This window comes from Lentzea sp. NPDC020367 (assembly GCF_044387305.1).
Classification (GTDB): Bacteria; Actinomycetota; Actinomycetes; order Mycobacteriales; family Pseudonocardiaceae; genus Lentzea.
Genome location: NZ_JBIRVV010000011.1, coordinates 253,174 through 275,570, shown reverse-complemented (window position 1 = coordinate 275,570; position 22,397 = coordinate 253,174). Strand labels below are relative to the sequence as shown.

The window sequence follows — 22,397 nt, the reverse complement described above, 5'->3', positions numbered from 1 at the left end:
GCGCGGCACTTGTGGTGCCGCGTCGTCAGGGTGAGCCGAATCGCATGTGCAGGTCGGTGACGTACAGGTGCAGCCGCGGCTTGGCCGCGTTCAGCCAGCCGAGCGCGTTGCCCGGCGTGATGTGCCAGCGCAGCCGGGTCAGGCCGGCCCTGGCGGAGGTGCGCAGTTCGGTGCGCTTGCCACCGGACTGCCAGACCGAGGTGGTCAGCCGGACGGGAAACCTTCGTGACGACCGGCGGGTCTCGTCCGCGGCGGCGATGAGCTCGTCGTCGTGCGCTGTCGCCGCGAGCGGTTCGGTGGAGAAGGTGAAGCCCGCCAGCAGCTTCGGGATCGCCCACATCGCCCGCGCGCCCAGCTGGGACGTGACGTCGTCCACCCAGATGTCCAGAATGGACAGACCGGGACGGGCCTTGCGGCGCACCAGGACCGCGGCCATCAGCTCGTGGTAGGCCAGCACGCCGGGCGGCTGGTAGTCGACGAACGCCGACACCACGACCACCCTGCCGAACAGGGTCAACGGCACCACGTCCGGAGATGGCAGGGAGATCGCCGAACGTGGTGCCGTCCACACGGTGAGCCAGCCCCGCCCGTGCAGGTCCCACGGTTCAGCAGGCCACTCACTCGACATCGGACACCTCCAAGCGCAGCGCACCGGGCGCGGTGTGCGGAACGACCGGGCTCCACGGTGCCACGGCGGCCACGCGCCGGTACGCGGCACCGGGTTCCGGGCGTGGATCGGGCTCGCCCTTGTTGGGCCACAACGACATCGCCCGTTCCGCCAGCGCGGTGATGGTCAGCGCCGGGTTCACGCCGAGGTTGGCGGGAATCGCCGAGCCGTCCACGACGTGCAGGCCGGGGCAGCCGTGCACCCGCTGGTACGGGTCGACCACGCCGGTCGCGGGGGAGTCGCCGATCACGCAGCCGCCGATGAGGTGGCCGGTCAGCGGGATGTTCGCCAGGTCGGTCCACGCTCCTCTGGCGGCGCCGCCCGCCTTGGTCGCGAGCCGCCGCGCCACGTCGTGCCCGGCCGGGTTCCAGGACGGGTTCGGCGCGCCCTCACCCTGTCTCGTGGTCATCCGCCCGCGCCGGGACACGGTGGTCAACGAGTTGTCGAGGCTTTGCATCACCAGCAACGCGATCGTCTCCTCCGACCACGCGCGGGGAGTGTGCATCCGCAGCACCGAGCCGCGTTCCCGCACCAGCTGGGCGAGTCCGCGGCGCAGCCTCGCCGGGCCGCCGTCGACGAGCGTCGTCATGAGCAACCCCATCAGGTTGCTGCCCCTGCCGTACCGGACCACCTCGACGTGCGTGTCGGCGTCCGGGTGGATCGACGAGGTGATGGCGAGGCCGCGGGAGTTGTCCACCCGCCCACTGGGCACCCGTACCGCCACCACGGCCTCGGAGTTGGTGCGGCACAGGAAACCGAGCCGGGACGACAGGTTCGGCAGCCCGCCGCGATCGCGGATGCGGTGCAGCAGGCGCTGCGTGCCCAGCGAGGCTGCGGCGAACACGACCTGACCGCTGGTGAACGTGCGCGTCGCCCGTCCACCGGTGCGCCGGGCCACGACCCGGTAGCCGTGCAGGTGAGGCCGCACATCGACGACCGTGGTCAACGGCCACACCTGCGCGCCGGCCCGTTCTGCCAGGTGCAGGTAGTTCTTCGGCAGCGTGTTCTTCGCGTTGTGCCGGCACCCGGTCATGCACGCGCCACAGCCGACGCAGGTGCCCCGCCGCGGACCGGCGCCGCCGAAGTAGGGGTCCGCGCCGCTCGGTCCGAAGTGGACTCCCACGCGGGAGGACCGGAACGTCGCCCCGACACCGAGATCCGTCGCCACGTCGTGCAGGAGCCGGTCGCCGGGGGTCCGGCACGGGTTGTCGACCACCCCGAGCATCCTGCTCGCCTGGTCGTAGTGCGGTGCCAGTTCGTCCTCCCAGTCGGTGATGTGGCCCCACCGGGGGTCGCGGAAGAAGGGCGGCGGTGGCCGGTACAGGGTGTTGGCGTACACCAGGGATCCGCCGCCGACGCCCGCGCCGCTGAGCACGGCGACGTCGCGCAGCGGGGTGATCCGCTGGATGCCGGTGCAGCCGAGGCGTGGGGCGAACAGGTAGTCGCGCACCTGCCAGGACGTCTCCGGGAACTCGTCGTCCGCGAAGCGCCGCCCGGCCTCCAGCACGCCGACGCGGTAGCCCTTCTCGGTCAGCCGCAACGCGGTCACCGCGCCACCGAACCCCGACCCGATCACCAGCACGTCGTAGTCCACGGGTCACACCTCCGCTGCCGTGCGGGCCGATTCGTGGTCCGCCGGCCGCAGGCGGGTGCGGCGCAGGTACTCCAGGGTCCCGCCGGGCCAGTTGGTCGTGATCTCGCCGTCGTCCGTCCGGTACCACGACGAGCAGGTGCTCCACACGCTCTTGGTCAGCCTGGCGGTCATCTCCTCGTCGAACGCCGCCGCGACGTCGCGCCGCACCTCCAGCGTCGCCGCACCGGTCTCCGCGAGGTGGCGCACCGCCGACACCACGTACCGGCACTGCGCCTCGATCATGGTGATCACCGAGTTGCCCCCGAGGTTGGTGTTCGGGCCGTAGATCAGGAAGAGGTTCGGGAAACCGGGCACGGTGAGGCCCAGGTGGGCCCGCGGGCGTCCGGCCCACGCCGCGGTGAGGCCTCTGCCGTTCCTGCCGGTGATCCGCGCCGCCGTCCCGAAGCCGGAGACCGCGAACCCGGTGCCCCAGATCAGCACGTCCGCGGAGTGGTCGCGGCCGTCGGCGGTGCGCAGGCCGTGCTCGGTGACCTCGGTGATCGGCTCGGCCACCACGCCGACGTTCTGCCTGGTGAGAGCCGGGTACCAGGCGTTGCTGAACAGCACCCGCTTGCAGCCGGGCTGGGTGTCCGGCCGCAGTGCCGCCCTCAGCGCGGGGTCGCGGACCTGGAACCGCCGGTGCGTCGCCGCGATGGCCGAGACCAGGTGGCGCGAGAGGCGTCCGGCGGTGAGCAGGCCGGTCAGGAGTTCGCCGGCGAGCCACACACCGGCTCGGGCGGCACGCAGTCGTGCGGGGTGCGACAGGCCGGACAACCGGGCGTCGGGTTTCGGCAGCACGTGCGGGGCCGACCGCTGGAAGACCGTCAGGTGCCCGGCGAGAGGCGCGATCTCCGGCACGAACTGCGCCGCGCTCGCTCCCGTGCCGACCACGGCCACCCGCCTGCCGCGCAGGTCGAGGTCGTGCCGCCAGCGGGCGCTGTGGAACACCTCCCCGGTGAAGCGGCCGAGTCCGGGCAGTGCCGGGATCGACGGGGTGGTGAGCTGCCCGGACGCGCAGACCAGCACGTCGGCCTCGACGACCTCGCCGTCCGCCAGAGCGACGCTCCACCGGTGACGCGACTCGTCGAACGTCGCGGCCACCACCTCCGCGCCGAACCTGATCCGGTCGCGCACCACGGCAGCGGTGTCGCGCAGGTAGCGCAGGATGTCGGGCTGCGTCGCGTACCGGCGCGGCCACGAGGTGCTGGGCGCGAAGGAGTACGAGTAGAGCGACGACGGCACGTCGCACGCCGCGCCCGGATAGGTGTTGTCCCGCCACACCCCGCCGACCTCGTTGGCCCGCTCCAGCACGGTGAACCGCTCGAACCCGGCTCTGCGCAAGGACAACGCCACGCCCAGCCCGCCGAATCCGGCACCGATGACGACCACCTCGGGGTTCGCTGTCACCTCACCGAAGCTAGGAACAACCACCCGTTCGCACCAGGACAACACCGGCCGCGAAGTTGACAATCGCGGCCATGACGTCGTTGGCCGAGCCGGTCGTCCGGCACTGGGACTTCCCGCGCGGCATCGCGAGTGTCGCGCTGCTGGTGCGCTTCGGCGCCGAGCACGGGGTGCCGCTGGACGGCCTGCTCCAGGGCAGCGACCTCGACCCGGCCCTGCTCGCCGACCCGGTCGCCGAGATCGAGGCCCACCAGGAGCTCACGGTCGTGCGCAACCTCGCCGCCCGGCTGCCGCACGCGGGCGTCGCCGTCGGACGGCGTTACCACGCCACGACGTTCGGCGTGCTGGGCTACGCGTTCCTCAGCGCGGCGACCCTGCAGGACGCGATCACCACCGCCCTGCGCTACCTCGATCTCAGCTTCGCGTTCACCGCGCCGTCCGCCGTGATCGACGGCGACCGGCTGGTGCTGGCGCTCGACGCCGGCGCGGTGCCGGGCGACGTGGCCGCGTTCCTCGTCGAACGGGACCTCGCCGCGATCCACACCGTCGTGGGGGAGCTGATGACCGGTGCCGTGCCGGTGCTGGGCGTCGACTTCAGGCACGCACCACCCGAGGACGTGCGCGAGCACCAGGAGGTCTTCGGTGTCCGCCCGCGGTTCGGGGCGGACACCGATCGGTCCGTTGTGGACGTCGCCGTGCTGACCGAGGCGCTCCGGCTCGCGAGTCCGGAGACGACGGCGGCGTGCGAGGAGCAGTGCCGCGCGCTCGCCACCCGCCGCAGGGAGAGCCCCGGGGTCTCCCAGGAGGTGCGGCGGCTGCTCGAGTCCTCGGCGAGGTTCCAGGAGACGATGCCGGTCGTGGCCCGCGCGCTGGGCATCAGTCCGCGCACCCTGCGCCGCCGGCTGGCGACGTCCGGCACGAGCTACCAGGCACTGCTGGACGAGGTCCGGGCGAAGCGGGCCGTCCGGCTTCTCGCGCGCGGCGAGATGTCGGTCGAGGCGGTCGCCGACCAGCTCGGTTTCGCCGAGGCCGCGAGCTTCATCCACGCGTTCCGGCGCTGGTTCGGGGTGACTCCGAGCAGGTACGGCCGACCACGCCGTTAGACCATCGCCGGTGCGACGACGGGTTCCACCTTCTGCCGTTCGGCCCGGACCGACGCGATGCCGCCGAGGATCAGCAGGCCACCGAGCAGCTGCAACGGCGCGAGCCCCTCGCCCAGCAGGAGCCAGGCGAACAGCGAGGCCGAGACGACCTCCAGCAGGGCGATGAACGACGCGAGCCGCGACCCGAGGATCCCGGAGGCGGTGATGCCGCTCGCGTAGGCCAGCGCCGTGCCGACGACCGCGACGACGAGCAGCGGCACCCACCAGGCCGTGGGAGTGCCGAACAGGGGCACGTCGCCGAACGTGGCGGTGAACGGCAGCAGACCCGTCGCGCCCACGATGGCCAGGACGGGCGCGGCCAGCAGCAGTCCGGCCCCGGCCAGCGCCACCGGCGGTAGGCCGTTGTTGGGGCGCGCGGCGACCACGAAGTAGACGGAGCAGCCGATCGCGGCGCCGAACGCGGCCGCGAGGCCGATCGGGTCCACGGCCTGGATCGCGCCGGGGCCGATCACGAGCACGAGACCGCCGACCGCGAGCACCGAGCCGACCAGGACGACCGGCGCGGGCGTCTTCCGGCTGACCGCCCAGGTGAAGCCGACCAGGATGAGCGGCGCGAGGAACTCGATGAGCAGCGCCGTCGCGACCGGGATCCGCTGGATGGCGGCGAAGTAGAGGACCTGGGTGATCGCCACGCCGACCAGGCCCATGCCCAGCACGGGCCAGCGGGCCTGCCACAACAGAGCCCATCTGCCGCGCATCAGGACGATCACGAACGGCAGCAGCACCAGCCCGGCGGTGAGCGCGCGGGCCGTGACGGCGGCGGCGGGGGACCAGCCGGCCTCCAGCAGGGGTTTGACGAACGCGCCCGAGGTGCCGAACGAGATGAACGAGACCGCGGCCGCGATCAGGCCGGTGGACTTCGACGGACTCCCCATGGTTGCCTCCCGGCTCCGAACGATGTCATGGCCTAATCTGCCTGATACCCCTGACGCTAGGCCGGTCTCGGTAAGGAGTCAATTTGCGTTTTGCCCCTGACACGGAGGAGTCGCTGGCGTTCGTCGTAGCGCTGTGCAACACCGACCCGTCAGCGTCGCGGACCAGCGAGGACGAGCTCGGCACCGTCGCGCAGTTGCAGGCGCTGCTCGGCCAGTTCCACTACACGGGCCGCATCGACGGTGACGAGGCAGAGCTGAAGGACGTCCATCGGACCCGCGCGCTGCTCAGGCGCGTGTGGTCACTCGAGCGCGACGACGCCGTCGAAGCCGTCAACAAGATGCTGCGCGACGCCAAAGCGCTGCCCCACCTCGTGCGGCACGACGACCTCGACTGGCACATGCACGCCACCGAGCCCAGCTCGCCGCTCGCCGAACGGATGCGGGTGGAGGCCGCGCTCGCCCTCATCGACGTGATCCGCATGAACGAGACGGACCGCCTGCGGGTCTGCGCCGCGGACGACTGCGAAGGCCTCCTGCTCGACCTGTCCCGCAACGGCCTCAAGCGGTTCTGCAGCGTGCGGTGCGGCAACCGGATGAACATGATCGCGTTCCGCGAGCGGAAGGCGGATGGCCGGTGATGCAACCGGACATCGACGCCGGCGACAGGCTGATTTTGCGTCCGTGGCGGGAAAGCGACGCCGACGCCGTGCTGAAAGCCTTCAACTGCACCGAAATCCAACGGTGGCACGTGCGGCGGATGGACACGCGCGACGAAGCCCGTGACTGGATCGCGGGCTGGCCGGTGCGCTGGGACGACAGGACGGCCGCCAGCTGGGCGATCAGCCGCGACGACGAACCGGTCGGCCAGACCGGTCTGCGGAACCTCTCGCTGCACGAAGCGTCGGCGGCCCTGTCCTACTGGGTGTTGCCGGACGCCCGCGGCGCCGGGATCGCCGCTCGCGCCGCACAGGCCCTGACCGACTGGGCATTCGAAACCCTTGGCCTGCACCGGGTCTCGCTGGAGCACTCGACGGCCAACACGGCGTCGTGCCGCGTGGCCGGCAAGCTCGGGTTCCCGGCCGAGGGGACGTTGCGGGGGTCCGGACGGCACGCGGACGGCTGGCACGACATGCACCTGCACGCCCGCCTGCGGACCGACGTCAGCCCCGGCGCATCAGGCGTTGGGCGAGACGCGCGCCCAGGCCGGTGAACGGTGGCTGGGCCAGGCGGAGCGTGTCGAGCGCGAGCGGCTTGCGCAGCACGGGCTTGAGGTGCGAGAAGGCACGCCACGAGTAGGGGCCGTGGTACGCGCCGATTCCGCTGGCGCCGACCCCGCCGAACGGCAGGCCGGTCGCGGCCACGTGGATCAGGCCCGCGTCGTGGACCACCGCACCGGACGACGTTCGTCGCTCGAACAGGCGGCGGGTGCGGGCCGACGAGCTGAACACGTACAGCGCGAGGGGCTTGTCCCAGTCGTTGACGACGTCGATCGCCCGCTCGGCCGACTCGACCGCGACGATCGGCAGGATCGGGCCGAAGATCTCCTCGCGCAGCACCGGATGAGTCGCGTCCGGACCGACGGCACGGCCTTCGGTGACGACGACCGTGGGTGCGATGTACCGCTCGGAACGGTCGTGCTCGCCGCCGACCACGACGTCCGTGCCGTCCAAAAGGGACACGAGTCGGTCGAACTGCCGTTCGTTGACGATGCGGCCGTAGTTCTCGCTCGCCCTCGGATCGGAGCCCCACAGGTCCTCGATCGCCCTGCGGAACGCCTCGACGAGCGCGGGAACCCGGTCCGGCGTGGTCATCACGTAGTCGGGGGCGACGCAGGTCTGGCCGGCGTTGGTGAACTTCGCCCACACCAGGCGCCGTGCGGCCTGGTCGAGGTGGGCGTCGTCGTCGAACCAGGCAGGCGACTTGCCGCCCAGCTCCAGCGTCACCGGGGTCAGGTGCTCGGCCGCGGCCCGCATCACGATCCGGCCCACCGCGCCGCTGCCGGTGAAGACGATGTGGTCGAACCGCTGGGCCAGGAGTTCGGTGGTCTCCTCGACGCCGCCCTCGACCACGCGCACGGCGCCGTCGGGGAAGTACGCGGGCACGAGCCTCGCGATCAGCGCGGACGTCGCCGGCGCCAGTTCGCTCGGCTTGAGGACGGCCGTGTTGCCCGCGGCCAGGATGCCGACGAGCGGGTCGAGCAGGAGTTGCACCGGGTAGTTCCACGGCGCGATCACCAGCACCACGCCGAGCGGTTCGGACACCAGCCGCGCCCGCGCCGGCCACAGCGCGAGAGGCACCGGGCCGCGCCGGGAACGGGTCCACCTCCGCAGGTGGCGCAGCGTGTGGTTGATCTCCGCCAGCACCACGCCGATCTCGGTCAGCTGCGCCTCGCCGGCGCCCTTGTGCAGGTCGCTCCACAGGGCGGCCTCGAACTCCTGCTGGTTCTCGGTGACCAGCGCGCGCAACGTCTGGAGGGCGGCGGCGGGGGAGCGGGTGGCGCCGGACTCGAAGACCTTGCGTGCGTCGGACACGAGCGCGGGGATGGCACCTGTCGTCGTGGGCATGCCCCCACCCTAGCGCATTCCGAAACAGATCCTTTTCGTTTCTCGACCGGTACAGTGGACCGGGTGACGACGAAGGCCGCGCAGGGGCGCCCGAAGGACCCGAGGGTGGACGCGGCCCTGATCACCGCGGCGATCGAGGTCCTGAACGAGTCGGGCTGGGCCGCGTTCACGACCACCGAGGTCGCCCGGCGGGCCGGCGCCTCCACCGCGTCCCTCTACCGCCGCTGGCCGTCCAAGCAGGCACTGGCCGGAGCCGTGGCCCGGCACATCACCCAGGCCGAACTGAGCGGGATCGACACCGGCGCCCTCGAAGGCGACGTCCGGGAGCTCCTGGCGCGCAAGCGCAGGATCCTCGAAGCGGCCACCGGCCCCGCGCTGCTGTCGCTGATGGGCCAGGCCGCGCACGATCCGGAGCTGCGGCAGATCCTGCACGACGACGTCTACCTCGCGGTCCGCGAGCAGTTGGGCGCCCTCATCGCCGCAGCCGCTCGCCGCGGGGAGGTGGCCGGGAGCATCGACGCCGCGCAGGTCGACGTCCTCACGCTCGTGCTGATCGGCACCGCCCTGGCCCGATCGGTCTTCATCCAGACCGACGCCCCGCACGCCGCCGAAGCCGAGCTCCGCATGCTGCTCGCCGTGATCACCGGGGCCTGACCCTCAGCAGTTCGCCCGCAGCAGCACGCCGGTGGTGCCGGGCAGGCTGACCGAGGTGACGGACTTGCCGTCGTGGTCCTGGTAGGTGCGGTTGAGCGAGACCGCGGTCTCGGGGCTGCCGGTCGGGTTGGCGTTGACCAGCGCCATGCCGCAGGTGAAGTCCCTGCGGTAGACCTTGTCCGCGATCGCCCGGTAGGCGCCGGCCGGGTGCCCGAGGTTCCAGTCGTACTCGGGGTGCCACGGCGTCGGTCCCGCGTAGCCGTCGGTCTTGGCGATCTCGGCGATCGAGGCGTGTCCGTTGGTCGTCATGAACAGGCTGGCCAGCGCGTACCGGAAGGCCTTCGTGTCGCCCGCGTCGAAGTGCGGCTGCACCCAGGTCATCTTGCCGCTCGTCTCGTTGGCGGCGATCTCGGCGACCTGCCTGCGCCAGCCCTCCGGGTAGTCCTCCAGCAGCCGGTCGCTGGAGAACGTCAGCCACCACTCGTCGAACCCGCCGTCGAGGTAGGCGCCGTACGCTTCCCAGCCGCCCGCGTGCAGGCGTGCGTTGGTCAGGTTCGCGACCGAGAGCAGTCCCGCGGCCGTGAAGCCGGTCCGGATCTCGGCGAGCATGCCCTTGTAGGCCTCCTGGAACGACGCGTTGTCCGGATACTTCACCGGGCACACGCCGGGATGGTGGGCGTCGCAGGTGTACAGAGCGTTGTCGAGGAACACGCCGTCGAACCCCGTGGATTTGGCGCTCGTCACGACGCTGCTGACCCAGGCTTTGCGGTAGCCCGGATTTCCGACGTCCATCTGTTCGTGGCCTTCGTAGCCGGCGTAGGAGAGTTCCTCTCCGTCCGGTCCTTTGAGGAACCAGTCCGGATTGGACGCGCGGACGGCGCAATAACCCAGTCCGGTGGGCAGATCGGCGTCGTCCTTGCCCTGTTTGCACGCGTAGGACCGCGTGGACGAGAGGTCTTTGTAGACGTACACCCTGACGTTGGGATTCGCGGCTTTGAGCTTGCGCAGGAGATCGCCCTCCCACGCGTTCAGCACGACGTGCGCGCGGCGTTTGGCCTCGGTGGTGATCGTGGCGTCGTCCACCGGCGTGCTGTTGAGGTGCAGCCAGAAAGACCGGGTGCGTGCCACGGGTGCGGCCTCGCCCGTGGGGGCGGTGAGACCGAAGAGAAGCGCCACTATCGGCAGAATTCCCCGTACTTTGCCTGCTTTCTCCAGCATTGTTCCTCCCGCTCGGAAGATCTGCGGGTGGAGTACCCGTTCCGAGACGCGGTGGTGTCGCTGAAGCCGGAAATCACCTGTTGCGGTGCGAAGTGGTGAAGAAATGACACCGTGCGTGCGACCGTCCGACCTGGACGGGTGACCGTCAGCCGAGGAGTTCGGCGAACGTCCTCGCGAACAGGTACGCGTCGCCCGGCCAGCGCGCCGACACGTAGTCGCCGTCCCGCACCACGAACGCGGGCCCGTCGTCGGTGGCGGTGCCGCGCCTGCTCAGCTCGACCGGCCCGCGCTCGAACAGCGCGCCCGACGCCACGACCTCGTCCTGCACGTACGCGGGGTAGGTCCGGTAGTACCGCCCGCGCAGCCACGCCGTCGAGAAGTACGCGGCCCGTTCCATGTACTTCGGCAGACAGGTGGTGCGCCGCCCGTCCAGCACTCCGGCGCGGGCGAGCACCAGCACGCCGTGACAGATCGCGCCGACCGGCCGCCGCAACGCCCAGAACCGCGCGACGACCTGCTGGAGTTCCACGGACCCGAGGTACTGCCGCATGCCGGGCGCGTGCCCGCCGGGCAACACCAGCCCGTCGAACTCCTCCGGCACCACCGACCCCCACGCGACCGGCGCGCGGTAGGCGGGGGAGTCGAGCAGGTCGCGGTAGAACGCCTTCGGTTCGGCCTCGGCGCCGAGCTTGCCGAACACGACACCGCTCAGCAGCAACGGATCGGCCTGGGGCGCGGTGCCACCGCGTTCGGTCGCGAAGACGACCTCGTGCCCGGCGTCGGTGAGCACCCGCCACGGTACCGCCACCTCGGTGACGTCGAAGTCCTGGTCGGGCAAGGGAAGCAGCACGCGCATGGGCTGATCCTGCCAGTCGCCGGGTCAGGCCTCGGGGTTCACCTTCGTCGCGAGGAAGCCGAGGCCGGCCGTGGCAGCCAGAAATCCTCCGGCCAGTTCGCTGCTGCCCCGGAAGTAGATGACGATGGTCGCGACGAAGCTGGCGGCGGCGAGCACCGTCAGGACGACGCCGCCGATCCGATGGGACGGCGGCAGCGGAACCGTGCCCTCCGGAAACCCCCAGTAGGGGAACGGCCCTGGCCGGAACCGCCAGCCTTCCTCCCGGTGCCGCACGACGTCCGGGTGCTGCCGGGCGTACCGCAGGCGGCGAGGTGCGAGCCTGCCGAACGGCAACCAGGCCTGCCGGATCGCGATCCACGCGGCGGCGGGCAGCAACGCCACCGCCGCCCAGATCGCCGCGCCACTCTTCTCGCCGGACGTGATTACCAGCAGGTGGTCCAGCTGACCACTGGCCGCGTACGCGATCACCGCCGCGATGGCGAGCACCAGGGCGAGCTGTTCGATCATGTGGCCGGTGTGGCAGCGGGCGCAGCGTGGCACGAGCACGACGTCGCTCTGCCACCTCGTGCGGATCACCACGACCCAGCGGGTGAGGCCGGTGTCGACGTTCTTGTGGAACCCGATGGCGCGGTCGTGCCCCCGGTGGTGGGCGGTCCGCCCGCAGAACCAGCACTCCGGCGTCACTCGCTTCACCCTGGTCAGGGCAGGCTGGCGATCACGGCGCCGTGGTCGTCCAGCACGCGAATGCTCGGAACGTCCTGTGCGTCGACCGAGATCAGGATGCGAGGCCGGCCCTTCGAGTCGTTGAGCGCGAGCACCGCTCCGTCCGCCGTGGACCAGACCAGCTCGACCCTGGTCGGCATCGGCGGGGTCTGCTCGACGGGCAACCGGGGGTCCGGCATCTGCTTGAAGAACAACGCCGTCGCGCCGTGCTCGCCCTGCCACGTGGTGCCGAGCGTGAGTGCCTGCGCGTTGACGTAGTCGAGCGAGAAGCTGGCCGCCGACGCCCCGGCGACGACGCCGCCCCGTTCGTCGCCGTTCTCGTCGTTGAAGATCAGATAGGTGCCGCGCTCGGGTCCCTGGCGCTGATCGGCCGGGATCACCTTGCCACCGATGAGCACGGGCGGGCGCCTCGTGTCCGCGAGCACCCGTTGCCGGCCCCGGTTGTCGCGCACGGTGAAGGAGTCGCGGACTTCCTCGCCTCGGGACTCGGCGGCCTGCGAGGCGGCCGGAGTGGCGACGGTGGCCGCGGCGGCGATGGCGGCGCCGCGCAGGGCGGTGCGCCTGGACAACGGTGAGGTCATGCGGGCAGTCAACCGGCGTCGGCGCTGATGATCACTGGGGCGTACCCGAGTCGTCGTGGTGGGGCTGCCCCCAGTCAGGGATGAAGTCCCGGGCCGTGCTCCGCGTGGGGGGCGATGGGGGTGGGGCTGAGCGCGGTGTCGTCCTCGCCCTCCTCCAGCAACGTCGCGGCGGCGCCGACGACGCGCACGTCCGGGGTGCCGATCACGCCGGAGTCCTTGTCGGCGTAGTCGAAGCGGGCGAGGACGCTGCGCATGGCCTCGATGCGGGCCCGTTTCTTGTCGTTGCTCTTGACCACCGTCCACGGCGCGATCTCGGTGTCCGTGGAGCGGAACATGGCGACCTTGGCCTCGGTGTAGTCGTCCCAGCGGTCCAGCGACTTGATGTCGTTGGGGCTGAGCTTCCACTGCCGCACCGGGTCGATCTGGCGGATGACGAACCGGGTCCGCTGTTCCTGGCGCGACACCGAGAACCACAGCTTCACCAGCAGCATGCCGTCCTCGACGAGCATGCGTTCGAACTCCGGCGCCTGCTGCATGAACAGGTCGTACTCGGCCTTGGTGCAGTACCCCATGACGTGCTCGACGACGGCGCGGTTGTACCAGGACCGGTCGAACAGAACGATCTCTCCGGCGGTGGGCAGCTCACGGACGTAGCGCTGGAAGTACCACTCGCCGCGTTCCCGTTCGCCCGGCTTGTCGAGGGCGACCGTGCGCGCGCCGCGAGGGTCGAGGTGTTCGGTGAACCGCTTGATGGTGCCGCCCTTGCCGGCGGCGTCACGCCCCTCGAAGAGGATGACGAGGCGCTGCCCGGTCTCGGCGACCCAGTGCTGCAGCTTCAGCAACTCGATCTGCAGCAGCCGCTTGAGCCGCTCGTACTCGGGGCGGGGCATCCGTTCGGTGAAAGGGTAGTTCTCCCGCCAGGTGAGCACCTCGCGTCCGTGCGCGTCGCGCAGGACAGGCTCGTCGGCGTCCGGGAACTCGGCGGTGTAGCCCTCGGCGAGCAGTTCTGCGGAATCGACAGTCACGAATTCGTACATACCCGACGTAACGCCGGTGAAACTACGCGGCGCGGCGGCGGTGCCTGGCGGCGTACGAGCGCAGCGCGCGCAGGAAGTCGAGGTGCCGGAAGCCGGGCCAGTGGACGTCGCAGAAGTACAGCTCCGCGTAGGCCGCCTGCCACAGCAGGAAACCGGACATGCGCACCTCACCGCTGGTGCGGATCACCAGGTCGGGATCGGGCCGCCCGGTGCCGTGCAGGTGTCGCGAGATGTCGTCCGCGGTCAGCGACGAGGCCAGTTCCTCGAGGCTCGTCCCGGTGGTGGCCTTGTCGTCGAGCAGGGAGCGCACCGCGTCGACCAGTTCGTGACGGCCGTCGTAGCCCACGGCCATGGTCAGGTGGAACTCCGCGGCACGGTCCCGGGTGTCTTCGACGGCGAGCTTGAGCGCGTTCCTGGTGGAGTCCGGGAGCAGGTCCAGGCGGCCGGCGACGTGCACCTGCCAGCGGTCCGACTCGACGGCCCTGCGGACCACGATCCGCTCGATGACGTCCAGGAGGAACCGCGTCTCGTCGTCGTCGCGTTTGTGCAGGTTGTCGGCCGACGCGAGGTACACGGTCATGTGGTGGACGCCGATGTCCTCGCACCAGGCCATGACGTCCTGCACGTGCTCGGCGCCGTGCTGATGGCCCAGGCTCGCGTTGGCCAGGCCTTCCTGCCTGGCCCAGCGCCGGTTGCCGTCCATGATCATCCCGACGTGCCTCGGCAGCGGCGCGTGTCGCAGCTGCCTGCGGAGCCGGCGGGTGTAGAGATCCTGCAGCACGTCACGGATGATCTTCACGCGATTCAAGCTAGCACCGGGTGCGCCCGCGTCCAGTCGTCGACGTGGAAGGACGACGTGCCGTCCGGCGTGGCGGTCGACGCGTGCGCCACGATCTCGGCCGGCAGCTGTCCGTCGGTCATGGCGAGCCGGTCGCGGTAGTCCGCGACGAACGCCGCGGCGACGTCGTCGGCGGTCAGCGCGGGGACGTAGTCGGCCAGGCCCGCGATGGAGCTCTGCCGCAGGTCGTAGCCGAGCGCCTCCGACACGTCCGTGATCACCGCGCGCACCCGGTCCGAGACGGCAACCTGCACGACCGTGCTGAACAGGGAACCGGTGGCGGTGACGCGCTGCGCCGAGCCCACGACCTTCGTGTCGCCCTCGACGTTGATGCTGAACTCGCCGGGGCAGTACTCGCCGTCCACCTCACCGATGCGCGCGTCGACGTCGCCGAGTCCGCGCAGCACCCGGACGTGGCTGTCGGCGTTCGCGGCGAAGGTCGAGCGGCCGGCCTGGCGGATGTCCGTGGTGGCGTCGAGGTGGTCGATCACGACGGCGCCGCTGTCGTAGGCGACCATCCGCCCGCCCGGCGACCGGACCACCGGCTCGAAACCGGCTTCAAGGGCCAGCTCGGTGGCCTTGGCGATGCCGGGCGAGCGGAGGTCACGGCCGCTGAACGCGACGGTCGGGCTTCGCGGCACGTAGATGTGGACGAGCTGCGACCACGCCACGTTGGGTGTGCGCAGCAGCAGTGCCGGGATCACCAGTTCGGCGACGGCGCCTCCGGTGCTCCCGGAGACCAGCAGACGTGAGGTCACGCCGTGATTCTCGACCACGACCAGCTCAGCCCGCCTCGCGGTACGCCTTCCCCGCCTCGTTCGGGGTGCCGCCAGGGGCGTAGAGGCCGGTGCCGGGCTTCTCGGCGGGCAGCGCGAACCAGGCGTAGCGCTCGACGTACGGGAGGCCCTCCATCATCGCGCTGGAGCCGAGGGCGAACGCTGCGAGCTGGGCCTGGGTCGGAAAGCGAGCCGTGCCACCCGAGAAGTCGATGAGCGCGTACTCGGTGAGCCACACGGGTTTGCCGTACCGCGCGTGCACCGCTTCGAGGTAGTTCTTCAGGTGACCGACGGCCGCGTCGCTGAAGTCCGAGCCGTACCAGTGCACCGCGATGAAGTCGACGCGAAGACCACGCTGGGCCGCGCCGGTCATGAACCGGTCGAGCCAGCCACCCGCCTTGTCCCCGCTGTGCGCGACGGCGGGGCTGCCGAGCCGCAGACCGGTCGCCGCGAGCTTCGGCCACAGGTCCAGCGCCTGTTCCGGGGTCATGTTCGCCTGCTCGGGGAAGTCCGGCTCGTTGAACCCGAGCAGCACCTTGCCGTTCGCCTTGGCGCGGGCGAGGGTCGCGTCGTCGGTGAACTTCGTGCCCCAGATCATCGGCACGAACTCGACGTTCGGCGGCGTCGCGATGCCGTCGGTCTGCGCCGCCCAGTTGTAGTACCAGCCCGCGCGGACGTCCGTGAGCGCCTTGCCGACGCCGTCGAAGTTCCAGGTGCTGACGCCCTTCTTCACCGACGCCGTGACGGGAACGGCGGGCGGTGGGGGCTGCACGGCCGTCGACGTCGAGGGTGGCGCGGAGGACGAGGCCGACGACGGGGGAGCGCTGGTGGGAGACGGTGGTGTGGACGTGGTCTGGGTGACGGCCGGGATCGCCCGTGCGACCGGTTCCTCGCCGGACGGCAGCACGGCGACCACGACGCCTGCGATCAGAACCGTGGCCGCCGCGGCCGCGATCGACTTGGCCAGCGTGCCCTTGAGGAACAGGCCGATCTTGCCGCCGGTGGCCGGGGTCGTGCTGACCGGGGAGACGACGAGCGTGGACGGCTCGAACCCGAACCCGAACGCGGCGGGCAGCGGCACCAGCGGCAGCCGGGCGAGCAGCCCTTCGACCGCCGCCAGGTCGTACCCGCACCGCTCACAGCGGACGCACTCCCGGCTGTGCCGGGCGATCCGCTTGCGCCACAACGGGCTGGCGGCGCCGTCCCACTCGGCGACGACCTCGGCCAGGTCGGGACAGCGCGGCGTGCGTTCCAGCGTCCGCACGACGATGCGCGCGGCGTCGAGCTGGGCCTTGACCCGCTGCACCCGCACGGCGGTGTGCTGCGGCGTCAGTTCCAGCGCGTCGGCTACCTCCGTGCGGGTCAGCCGCCCGGCCGCCTCCAGCCACCACAGCGACAGCAGTTCGCGCTCGTCCTCGCTGAGCCACCGCGTGGCCGCGACGACCTCGCGGCGCTGCCCGGACAGCTGCAGGCGCATGATCGTGAGGTCGACGAAGTCCGCGCCGGGGTCGGCGACGTCCTGCGGGACCGGACCGGTGACCGGCACGCGCTGACTTTCGCGGTGCCGCAGGCGGATCTGGTTCATCGCGATCACGACGAGCCACGACCGGAACCCGGCGGGATCGCGCAGCCCCGGCAGCCCGTGCACGGCGCGCAGCATGGTCTCCTGGACCACGTCGTCGGTGTCCGCGTGCCCGCCGAGCGCGTGCCCGACGATGTTGTAGACCAGGGGCAGGTACCCGCTCACCAGGTCGTCCAACGCGCGCTGGTCGCCGTCGCGCGCGGCCACCACCGTCGCGACGCCGGGTTCCTCCGGTGCTGCCATGCCCACCTCACTTGCCGGTCCGGGGTCCTCTGACCAGGAGATGTCCCCTGCGTCCGGCGATAACAGAAACTTCCTGGGCTTTCTAGCCGACGGCGGTGGTTCGGACCAGTGCCGGGTCGCGGACGCCACCTCGTGCGGCCGCGGCGAATTGCCGGTTCCGTCCCACGATCAGCGCTGCCACCAGGCAATTGAGCGGGCTAACGTAACGCGATGTGCGGCGAACAGGTGGCGAGGTAAAGATCCTTGGGCCGGTCGAGGTGTGCGGCCCGCACGGCCGCGCGGTGCTGACCGGTGCCCGGCAGCGCAGCATCGTCGCGGTGCTCGCTTTGCACGCGGGCACGCCGGTCGCCGTCGACCGTCTCGTCGACGTGCTGTGGGGAGACGATCCGCCGCGCACGGCCGTGAGGTCGTTGCACAGCCACGTGGCGCGCGTGCGGCAGGCTCTCGCCGACTGCGGGATGCCCGGCGCGCTGATGACCAAGCCGGGCGGGTACCAGCTCGACGCGTCCGTCGACGCGGCGGCGTTCGACCGGACCAGGGACCTGAGCCTGTGGCGCGGCGAGCCGCTCGCGGGCACCGAGCTGTTCGGGTGGGGCCGCGCGGAGATCGATCGGTTGCGGGAGCAGCGGATCGCCGCGCTGGAGGCGTACTGGGGTGACCGGCTCGACCGGCCGAACGCGATCGAGGAGCTGGAACGGCTGGTGGTCGGCCATCCGACCAGGGAACGGCTCGTCGGCCTGCTGATGCGGGCGTTGCACCGCGACGGCAGGCACGCCGACGCGCTGGAGGTGTTCCGAAGACTCAGAGACCGGCTCGCCGACGAACTGGGCGTCGATCCCGGGCCTGACCTCCTCGCGCTGCACACCGCGATCCTGCGCCGCGATCCCGTGCTGCACAGCGCGAAACCCGCCCAGTTGCCGGCCCGCGCCGGGCACTTCACCGGCCGCGAGGCCGAGTTCGCCGCCCTCGCCGGCCTGCCGCCGATCGTCGTGGTGTCCGGTGTCGCGGGGGTCGGCAAGACCACGTTCGCCGTCGAGTGGGCGCGGCGCGTGGCCGACCGCTTCCCGGACGGGCAGGTGTTCCTGGACCTGCAACGCCTCACGCCCGCTCAGGCGCTGACCGAGATGCTGCACAGCCTCGGCGTTCCCGCGGACCGGGTCCCCGCCGATCCGGCCGCGCTGTACCGGACCCTGTTGCACGGCAAGCGTGTTCTCATTCTGCTCGACGACGTCCGCCGCGCACGGGACGTGCTGCCGCTCGTGCCCGGCGACCAGGGGAACCTGCTGCTGATCACGAGCCGCGACGCGCTCTCCGCGCTCGGCACGCGCCACGCCGTGCACACGGTGAGCCTCGACCTGCTCAGCGAACCGGAGGCGCGTGACCTGCTGGCCGACATCCTCGGCGAGCCCAGGGTGAGCGCGGAGTCCGCCGCGACCGCGGACCTGGTAGTCCACTGTGGACGGCTGCCGCTGGCGTTGCGCATCGCGGCCGCACGGCTCGCGATCCGGCCGGGCAGGCGGATCGCCGACCTCGTCCGCGAGCTGACCCGCAACGACCCGCTGGACGTGCTGACGGTCGACGGGGACGACCGCACGGTCCGCACCGTGTTCGCCAGCGCGCACCGCACGCTCAGTTCGCAGGCGGCCCGGCTGTTCCGCGTGCTCGGCGAACATCCCGGGGCGAACTTCCCCGCCGACCTCGCCGACGCGATGGGGCCGGGTCTCGACGAACTCGTGGCGTCGCACCTCGTCAGCGAGATGGGCAACGGCCGGTACGCGCTGCACGACCTGATCCGGCTGTTCGCCCGGCAGAGCGGCGACCTCGGTGACGGGGTGGAGCGCCTGCTCGACCGCTATCTCACGATCGCCCACGCGGCGGGGGAGGTCCTCAACCCGCGCCACGACCTCGTGACCCGGCCGCACTGCGACGACCTCCCGTTCGCCGCCGACCGCGTCGAGGTGCTCGCCTACCTAGACGCCGAACGCGACAACGTGCTGCACGTGATCCGGATGGCGGCACGGCTGGGCCTGCACCGCGAGACGTGGCAACTGGCATACCTGCTGACGAGTTACTTCGAGGCACGCGGCAACTGGGCGGCGCGCGTGGAACAGTGCGAGCACGCCGTGAAGGCCGCCCGCGCGATCGGTGACCAACGAGCCGAGGCCGAGATGCTGCGGGGACAGGGCATCGCGTTGCAGATGACCTCCCGCATCGCCGAAGCCATGGTGGTGCAACGGCAAGCGCTCGTCCTGGTGCGCGAGGCCGGCGACCTGCGCGGGGAAGCACGGCTGCACAACAACATCGCCAACGCGCACTCCGAGCTGCGGCAGTTCGACCTGGCGCTGGAGTCCTACCGCGCGGCGATGGAGGTGCACGGCGCGGCGGGGGACGAGGTGGGCGTGGCGCTGGCCCGCCGCAACCTCGGCTACACCTACGTCCGGATGGGCAAGGCGGACCTGGCGGCCTCACCGTTGTTCGCGGCCCTGGAAACGTTCCGCGCCAAGGAGAACCCGCGGCTGGAGGCGGCGACGCTGATGTCGCTCGGCAACGCCTTCCACCAGTTGGCCGACCTCGAACCGGCGCTGCGCTTCTTCGGTGACGCGCTGCGGATCAGCCGCGAGATCACCGACCACCGCTTCGAAGCCGACGCGTTGACAGGCCTCGGCGTGACGCAGCTGGCGCTCGGAGATCCCGCGGTGGCAAGGGAATGCCTGAGCGGCGCGCTCGTGGTGTGCCGCGCTCTCGGTGATGGGCACCGCGAGGCGTCGACGTTGCGCGAGCTGGCCGAGGCCGACCTCGCGCTCGGCGACCTCACCGCCGCCCGTGACCACCTCGCGGCCGCGCTGACGGCCAGGACCCAGGCGCCCGACGAGTTCGAGCTGGCCCAGGTCCACCGCACGTTCGCCGGCCTGGAGGGCCGGAGCGGGCGGTGGACCGAGGCCGCACGGCACTGGGCTCAGGCCGTCACCCTGTTCACTTCCTGCCGGCGATCGTGAACACGGCGACGCGCTTGCCGATCTGGCCAGGCTGCACCGACGTGATCTCCAGCGTGAACTTCTTCTGCTGCTCCGTCACGCGCAGCACCTTGTACGGCACGCCGGCCTGGCTCTCGCCCGCCTTGATGGTGACCGTTCCGCGTGGCGCGGCCTGGTAGTCCTCACCGAGCTTCGCGGTGCCGTCGACGAACCTGTACGTCACCTCGATGTTCTGCTTCGCCTTGCCGTCGCGCAGTTTCAGGACCGCCGTGTACGAGTCCGCCGACTCGTGCACGGGCCCGTCTATCGCGTCCACGACGTCCGGGCAGTCCGGCGGCTCGCAGTCCGCTGCTCCGTGTGCGGGCACGATCCCCAGCAGAAGCAGCAACAGCACCATGATGGTCTTCATTGACAACCCTTTCGGTGGGTCCGTCTCCGAACAACGGAGACGGACCCACCGCGGTTGATACTCAGTCCTTCTCGTTGATCAGGTATTGCGCTCCACCGAGATCCGTGCCCTGGACGTCGACCTGGCGCACGTGCAGCTCGGCCGGACCGGCCTCCCTGTCGGTCGCGAACGTCAGCGCCGTCTCGATCCGCTCGTCGCCCTTGAGCACCAGCCCGTCGATGCTCGCCTTGGTGTCGACGAGCTGGAACTGCGTCTCACCGACCTGCTTCACGCCGGTGAGCCTTCCGCCGGCGGCCTTCCAGCGTGCCGTGAGCTCCTGGCCGAGGTCGATCGTCGCGGTGCCGGCGAACGGCCGGGGCTGCTCGAAGATCAGGTTCTGCCTGGCGTCGGTGCGCTCCGGGTTGCCGATCGTGTACGGCACGCGGATGGGTTCGAACGGGCGGACCCGCACGGAGTCGACGTTGCGCCACGCGATGTTGTTGTTCCGCTGCGCGTTTTGCTGGGTGTTGGCGCCCTCGGCGAACGTCATCGGGTCGGCGTTCGACACCCAGCGGGCGAGCAGGCAGAAGTGCGCGGGGCCGGGCACGTTCCAGCCGGGCCAGGTGATCATGACGGTGGTACCGCCGACCGGCACGGACGAGCCGGCGGTGCCGATGTAGGTCCAGCCGCCCGGCCACGCCGTGCCGCCGCCGAGGTTGCTGCGGTACAGGTGGAGGTTGCCGTCCACGAAGCCGATGCCACCCGGCTTGCGTCTCAACGTGACGAACACGTAGTTGTTGACGCCCACGACCGGGTTCTGGGACACCGCGCAAAAGACCGGCGTCGAGCACACCCTGATGTCCGGACTGTAGTAGATGCTGCCGGCACTGGGCTCGTTGCCGACGTCGCTGACGTTGTCGCGCACGAAGACGTCACGTTGGTACGGCGTGGCGCTCGCGGCCGGTGCGATCAACGCCGCGATCGCCAGCAAGCCCGCCAGCGCCGTTGCCAGTTTGGCTTTCACCATGTCCTCCATCGGTTGTGGTCTGCCGATGAAGGAGTACCGCCGTGCTGTTGTGGCGAGGTTGTCGTGCTGTTGTCCGCGGATTCAGCCGACCAGGCGGCGGCGCCAGTCCAGCGGCGTGACCGTGATCGACCGGCCTGGGTCGCGGTCCCATCGAGTGTGCAGGCCGGCAGCTTCGAGGGCGGCCACGACCTCGTCGCCGATGGCTGTGGTGGTCTCGGACGAGCCGTCGAAGCCGCCGTAGAGGAGCGTCAGCCCGTGACCGGCCGCGGCGGACTCCGTGCACTGCGAGTGGAAGTAGACGAACCCGCGGGCGTCCGGCCCGGCCTCGGCGCCGATCTCCGCCTGGCCGCAACCGCGGCAGCAGGTGAAGTTCTCGCGGGCGGTGATGCCGTTGTGCTGCAGGGCGGTGAACGCGCGGGTGAGCCGCTCGGGGTCGGTCTCGCCCTGCCACGACCGCTGTTGCGCGACCCGTTCCAGCCACAACCGGTCGGCCAGCGCCTGTGCCTGCTCGCGGGACACCGGTCGGCGGTCCTCGGTGACCAGGTACTCCTCCGCGAGCTCGGCCAGTTCGGCACGGGAGCAGTAGCCACCGGCCAGCGACTCGCGGACGCGGGTCTCCAACTCCTCGTGCTCCTTGTCGTCGAGGTCGAGTGGCGGCGCCTCCTGTACGGGCGGCAGGTTCAGCGGCGACCAGGACAGACCGCTGTCCCACCCGGCTTCCCGGCGGGCCCAGCCGGTGAGCGCCGCGATCACGGTGGCGGGCTGTTCGGCCGTCGTCTCGAAGTGCCGGTCGGCGCTGCCGTCGCGGTGCTCCACCGAGTAGTCGCCGCCGGCCTCGTGCCAGATCTGGGCGAAGACGTCGGGCAGGTCCGGCACCCGCTGGATCACCAGGAACCGGTCTCCGTCGCCGCCGATGCGCTCGACCAGCCCGGCCAGTTCCTCGGCGGACACGCGGACGTGCCGTTCCCCGGTCTCCGTCCGCACCACGATCTCCAACAGCATGCGGAGACTCTAACGTGATCGGCTTTTCTTATCGGTCCGATTGGAAGTATTTATTTTAAGGCTATAGCACATTGTGGCGGCCAGGCGGCGTTCAGCGAGCGGCCATCTCATTTGGCCTTGAGTGGTGCAAAGCCCTGCGAAATGAAGTTGTCGTCGTGTAGTGGCCGAAAGTCGATGTATTTTTCTTCGGT

Annotated in this window: 21 protein-coding genes; 5 read left to right on the top strand and 16 right to left on the bottom strand. The window is 70.9% G+C overall.

What is annotated here, in order from left to right; genetic code table 11:
- Positions 1-25: 25 nt before the first annotated feature.
- From ACH413_RS35795 to ACH413_RS35785, 3 genes are read right to left on the bottom strand one after another with little or no spacing between them, the layout of a single operon-like run.
- On the bottom strand, positions 26-628 hold the full coding sequence (locus ACH413_RS35795) for an acetoacetate decarboxylase family protein (RefSeq protein ID WP_360038686.1): 603 nt from the start codon (positions 626-628) through the stop codon (positions 26-28).
- Positions 618-2,261 carry a GMC family oxidoreductase gene (locus ACH413_RS35790; protein WP_360038683.1) on the bottom strand — a complete coding sequence of 548 codons (1,644 nt, stop codon included), beginning with the start codon at positions 2,259-2,261 and terminating at the stop codon, positions 618-620. The genes ACH413_RS35795 and ACH413_RS35790 overlap by 11 nt, the downstream gene beginning before the upstream one ends.
- A gap of 3 nt (positions 2,262-2,264) precedes the next feature.
- Complete coding sequence (locus tag ACH413_RS35785; protein WP_360038680.1) at positions 2,265-3,707, bottom strand: NAD(P)/FAD-dependent oxidoreductase; 1,443 nt, start codon at positions 3,705-3,707, stop codon at positions 2,265-2,267.
- Between the two features lie 71 nt (positions 3,708-3,778).
- Between ACH413_RS35785 and ACH413_RS35780 the strand changes: the two genes are divergently transcribed.
- On the top strand, positions 3,779-4,807 hold the full coding sequence (locus ACH413_RS35780) for an AraC family transcriptional regulator (protein WP_360038677.1): 1,029 nt from the start codon (positions 3,779-3,781) through the stop codon (positions 4,805-4,807).
- Here ACH413_RS35780 and ACH413_RS35775 read toward each other — a convergent pair.
- Positions 4,804-5,742, bottom strand: a complete 939-nt coding sequence (locus tag ACH413_RS35775) for an EamA family transporter (RefSeq protein ID WP_360038674.1) — start codon at positions 5,740-5,742, stop codon at positions 4,804-4,806. The genes ACH413_RS35780 and ACH413_RS35775 overlap by 4 nt on opposite strands.
- Before the next feature lie 83 nt (positions 5,743-5,825).
- Between ACH413_RS35775 and ACH413_RS35770 the strand changes: the two genes are divergently transcribed.
- Together ACH413_RS35770 and ACH413_RS35765 are read left to right on the top strand one after the other, a co-directional pair.
- Positions 5,826-6,380: a CGNR zinc finger domain-containing protein gene (locus ACH413_RS35770; RefSeq protein WP_360038671.1), complete on the top strand. Its 555-nt coding sequence runs from the start codon at positions 5,826-5,828 to the stop codon at positions 6,378-6,380.
- Positions 6,380-6,952 carry a GNAT family N-acetyltransferase gene (locus ACH413_RS35765; protein WP_360038803.1) on the top strand — a complete coding sequence of 191 codons (573 nt, stop codon included), beginning with the start codon at positions 6,380-6,382 and terminating at the stop codon, positions 6,950-6,952. The genes ACH413_RS35770 and ACH413_RS35765 overlap by 1 nt, the downstream gene beginning before the upstream one ends.
- Here the strand turns inward: ACH413_RS35765 and ACH413_RS35760 are convergent.
- A complete protein-coding gene (locus ACH413_RS35760) occupies positions 6,903-8,306 on the bottom strand; it encodes an aldehyde dehydrogenase family protein (RefSeq protein WP_360038668.1) in 1,404 nt (467 codons plus the stop codon). The genes ACH413_RS35765 and ACH413_RS35760 overlap by 50 nt on opposite strands.
- Before the next feature lie 63 nt (positions 8,307-8,369).
- Here ACH413_RS35760 and ACH413_RS35755 point away from each other — a divergent pair, with 63 nt between their 5' ends.
- Entirely contained in the window at positions 8,370-8,960 is a 591-nt protein-coding gene (locus ACH413_RS35755) for a TetR/AcrR family transcriptional regulator (RefSeq protein ID WP_360038666.1), read from the top strand.
- Between the two features lie 3 nt (positions 8,961-8,963).
- On the opposite strand, the gene ACH413_RS35750 is transcribed toward ACH413_RS35755, so the two are convergent.
- From ACH413_RS35750 to ACH413_RS35715, 8 genes are all read right to left on the bottom strand, one after another.
- Entirely contained in the window at positions 8,964-10,136 is a 1,173-nt protein-coding gene (locus ACH413_RS35750; protein WP_360038663.1) for a putative glycoside hydrolase, read from the bottom strand.
- A 187-nt stretch (positions 10,137-10,323) separates the two neighbouring features.
- Positions 10,324-11,034, bottom strand: a complete 711-nt coding sequence (locus tag ACH413_RS35745; protein WP_360038660.1) for a type 1 glutamine amidotransferase domain-containing protein — start codon at positions 11,032-11,034, stop codon at positions 10,324-10,326.
- A gap of 24 nt (positions 11,035-11,058) precedes the next feature.
- Entirely contained in the window at positions 11,059-11,727 is a 669-nt protein-coding gene (locus ACH413_RS35740; RefSeq protein WP_360038657.1) for a hypothetical protein, read from the bottom strand.
- A 5-nt stretch (positions 11,728-11,732) separates the two neighbouring features.
- Positions 11,733-12,338: a hypothetical protein gene (locus tag ACH413_RS35735; RefSeq protein ID WP_360038654.1), complete on the bottom strand. Its 606-nt coding sequence runs from the start codon at positions 12,336-12,338 to the stop codon at positions 11,733-11,735.
- Between the two features lie 74 nt (positions 12,339-12,412).
- Positions 12,413-13,363 (bottom strand): polyphosphate kinase 2, encoded by a 951-nt coding sequence (ppk2, locus tag ACH413_RS35730; protein WP_396425430.1) that lies wholly within the window; start codon positions 13,361-13,363, stop codon positions 12,413-12,415.
- A 34-nt stretch (positions 13,364-13,397) separates the two neighbouring features.
- A complete protein-coding gene (gene uppS / locus ACH413_RS35725) occupies positions 13,398-14,174 on the bottom strand; it encodes a polyprenyl diphosphate synthase (protein ID WP_360038648.1) in 777 nt (258 codons plus the stop codon).
- 5 nt (positions 14,175-14,179) lie between these two features.
- Complete coding sequence (locus tag ACH413_RS35720) at positions 14,180-14,971, bottom strand: lipoyl protein ligase domain-containing protein (protein WP_360038645.1); 792 nt, start codon at positions 14,969-14,971, stop codon at positions 14,180-14,182.
- Between the two features lie 25 nt (positions 14,972-14,996).
- Positions 14,997-16,814 (bottom strand): sigma-70 family RNA polymerase sigma factor, encoded by a 1,818-nt coding sequence (locus tag ACH413_RS35715; RefSeq protein ID WP_360038642.1) that lies wholly within the window; start codon positions 16,812-16,814, stop codon positions 14,997-14,999.
- 212 nt (positions 16,815-17,026) lie between these two features.
- On the opposite strand from ACH413_RS35715, the gene ACH413_RS35710 reads away from it, so the two are divergent.
- Positions 17,027-19,810 carry a BTAD domain-containing putative transcriptional regulator gene (locus ACH413_RS35710; RefSeq protein ID WP_360038639.1) on the top strand — a complete coding sequence of 928 codons (2,784 nt, stop codon included), beginning with the start codon at positions 17,027-17,029 and terminating at the stop codon, positions 19,808-19,810.
- Here the strand turns inward: ACH413_RS35710 and ACH413_RS35705 are convergent.
- The 3 genes from ACH413_RS35705 to ACH413_RS35695 form a co-directional block, all read right to left on the bottom strand.
- Positions 19,788-20,198 carry a Calx-beta domain-containing protein gene (locus tag ACH413_RS35705; RefSeq protein WP_360038636.1) on the bottom strand — a complete coding sequence of 137 codons (411 nt, stop codon included), beginning with the start codon at positions 20,196-20,198 and terminating at the stop codon, positions 19,788-19,790. The two genes, ACH413_RS35710 and ACH413_RS35705, sit on opposite strands and share 23 nt — an antisense overlap.
- Before the next feature lie 61 nt (positions 20,199-20,259).
- Positions 20,260-21,201, bottom strand: coding sequence for a hypothetical protein (locus ACH413_RS35700; RefSeq protein ID WP_360038633.1), 942 nt, complete (start codon positions 21,199-21,201; stop codon positions 20,260-20,262).
- Positions 21,202-21,285: 84 nt separating this feature from the next.
- The gene (locus ACH413_RS35695) at positions 21,286-22,206 is read right to left on the bottom strand and encodes a DUF6891 domain-containing protein (protein WP_360038630.1); all 921 of its coding nucleotides are present in this window, start codon (positions 22,204-22,206) and stop codon (positions 21,286-21,288) included.
- Between the last annotated feature and the right edge of the window lie 191 nt (positions 22,207-22,397).

Bases quoted from the DNA above. Each gene is read 5' to 3' on its own strand.
- ACH413_RS35795 (WP_360038686.1), bottom strand. From the start codon at position 628: ATGTCGAGTGAGTGGCCTGCTGAACCGTGGGACCTGCACGGGCGGGGC.
- ACH413_RS35780 (WP_360038677.1), top strand. From the start codon at position 3,779: ATGACGTCGTTGGCCGAGCCGGTCGTCCGGCACTGGGACTTCCCGCGC.
- ACH413_RS35775 (WP_360038674.1), bottom strand. From the start codon at position 5,742: ATGGGGAGTCCGTCGAAGTCCACCGGCCTGATCGCGGCCGCGGTCTCG.
- ACH413_RS35765 (WP_360038803.1), top strand. From the start codon at position 6,380: ATGCAACCGGACATCGACGCCGGCGACAGGCTGATTTTGCGTCCGTGG.
- ACH413_RS35760 (WP_360038668.1), bottom strand. From the start codon at position 8,306: ATGCCCACGACGACAGGTGCCATCCCCGCGCTCGTGTCCGACGCACGC.
- ACH413_RS35745 (WP_360038660.1), bottom strand. From the start codon at position 11,034: ATGCGCGTGCTGCTTCCCTTGCCCGACCAGGACTTCGACGTCACCGAG.
- ACH413_RS35735 (WP_360038654.1), bottom strand. From the start codon at position 12,338: ATGACCTCACCGTTGTCCAGGCGCACCGCCCTGCGCGGCGCCGCCATC.
- ACH413_RS35715 (WP_360038642.1), bottom strand. From the start codon at position 16,814: ATGGCAGCACCGGAGGAACCCGGCGTCGCGACGGTGGTGGCCGCGCGC.
- ACH413_RS35705 (WP_360038636.1), bottom strand. From the start codon at position 20,198: ATGAAGACCATCATGGTGCTGTTGCTGCTTCTGCTGGGGATCGTGCCC.
- ACH413_RS35695 (WP_360038630.1), bottom strand. From the start codon at position 22,206: ATGCTGTTGGAGATCGTGGTGCGGACGGAGACCGGGGAACGGCACGTC.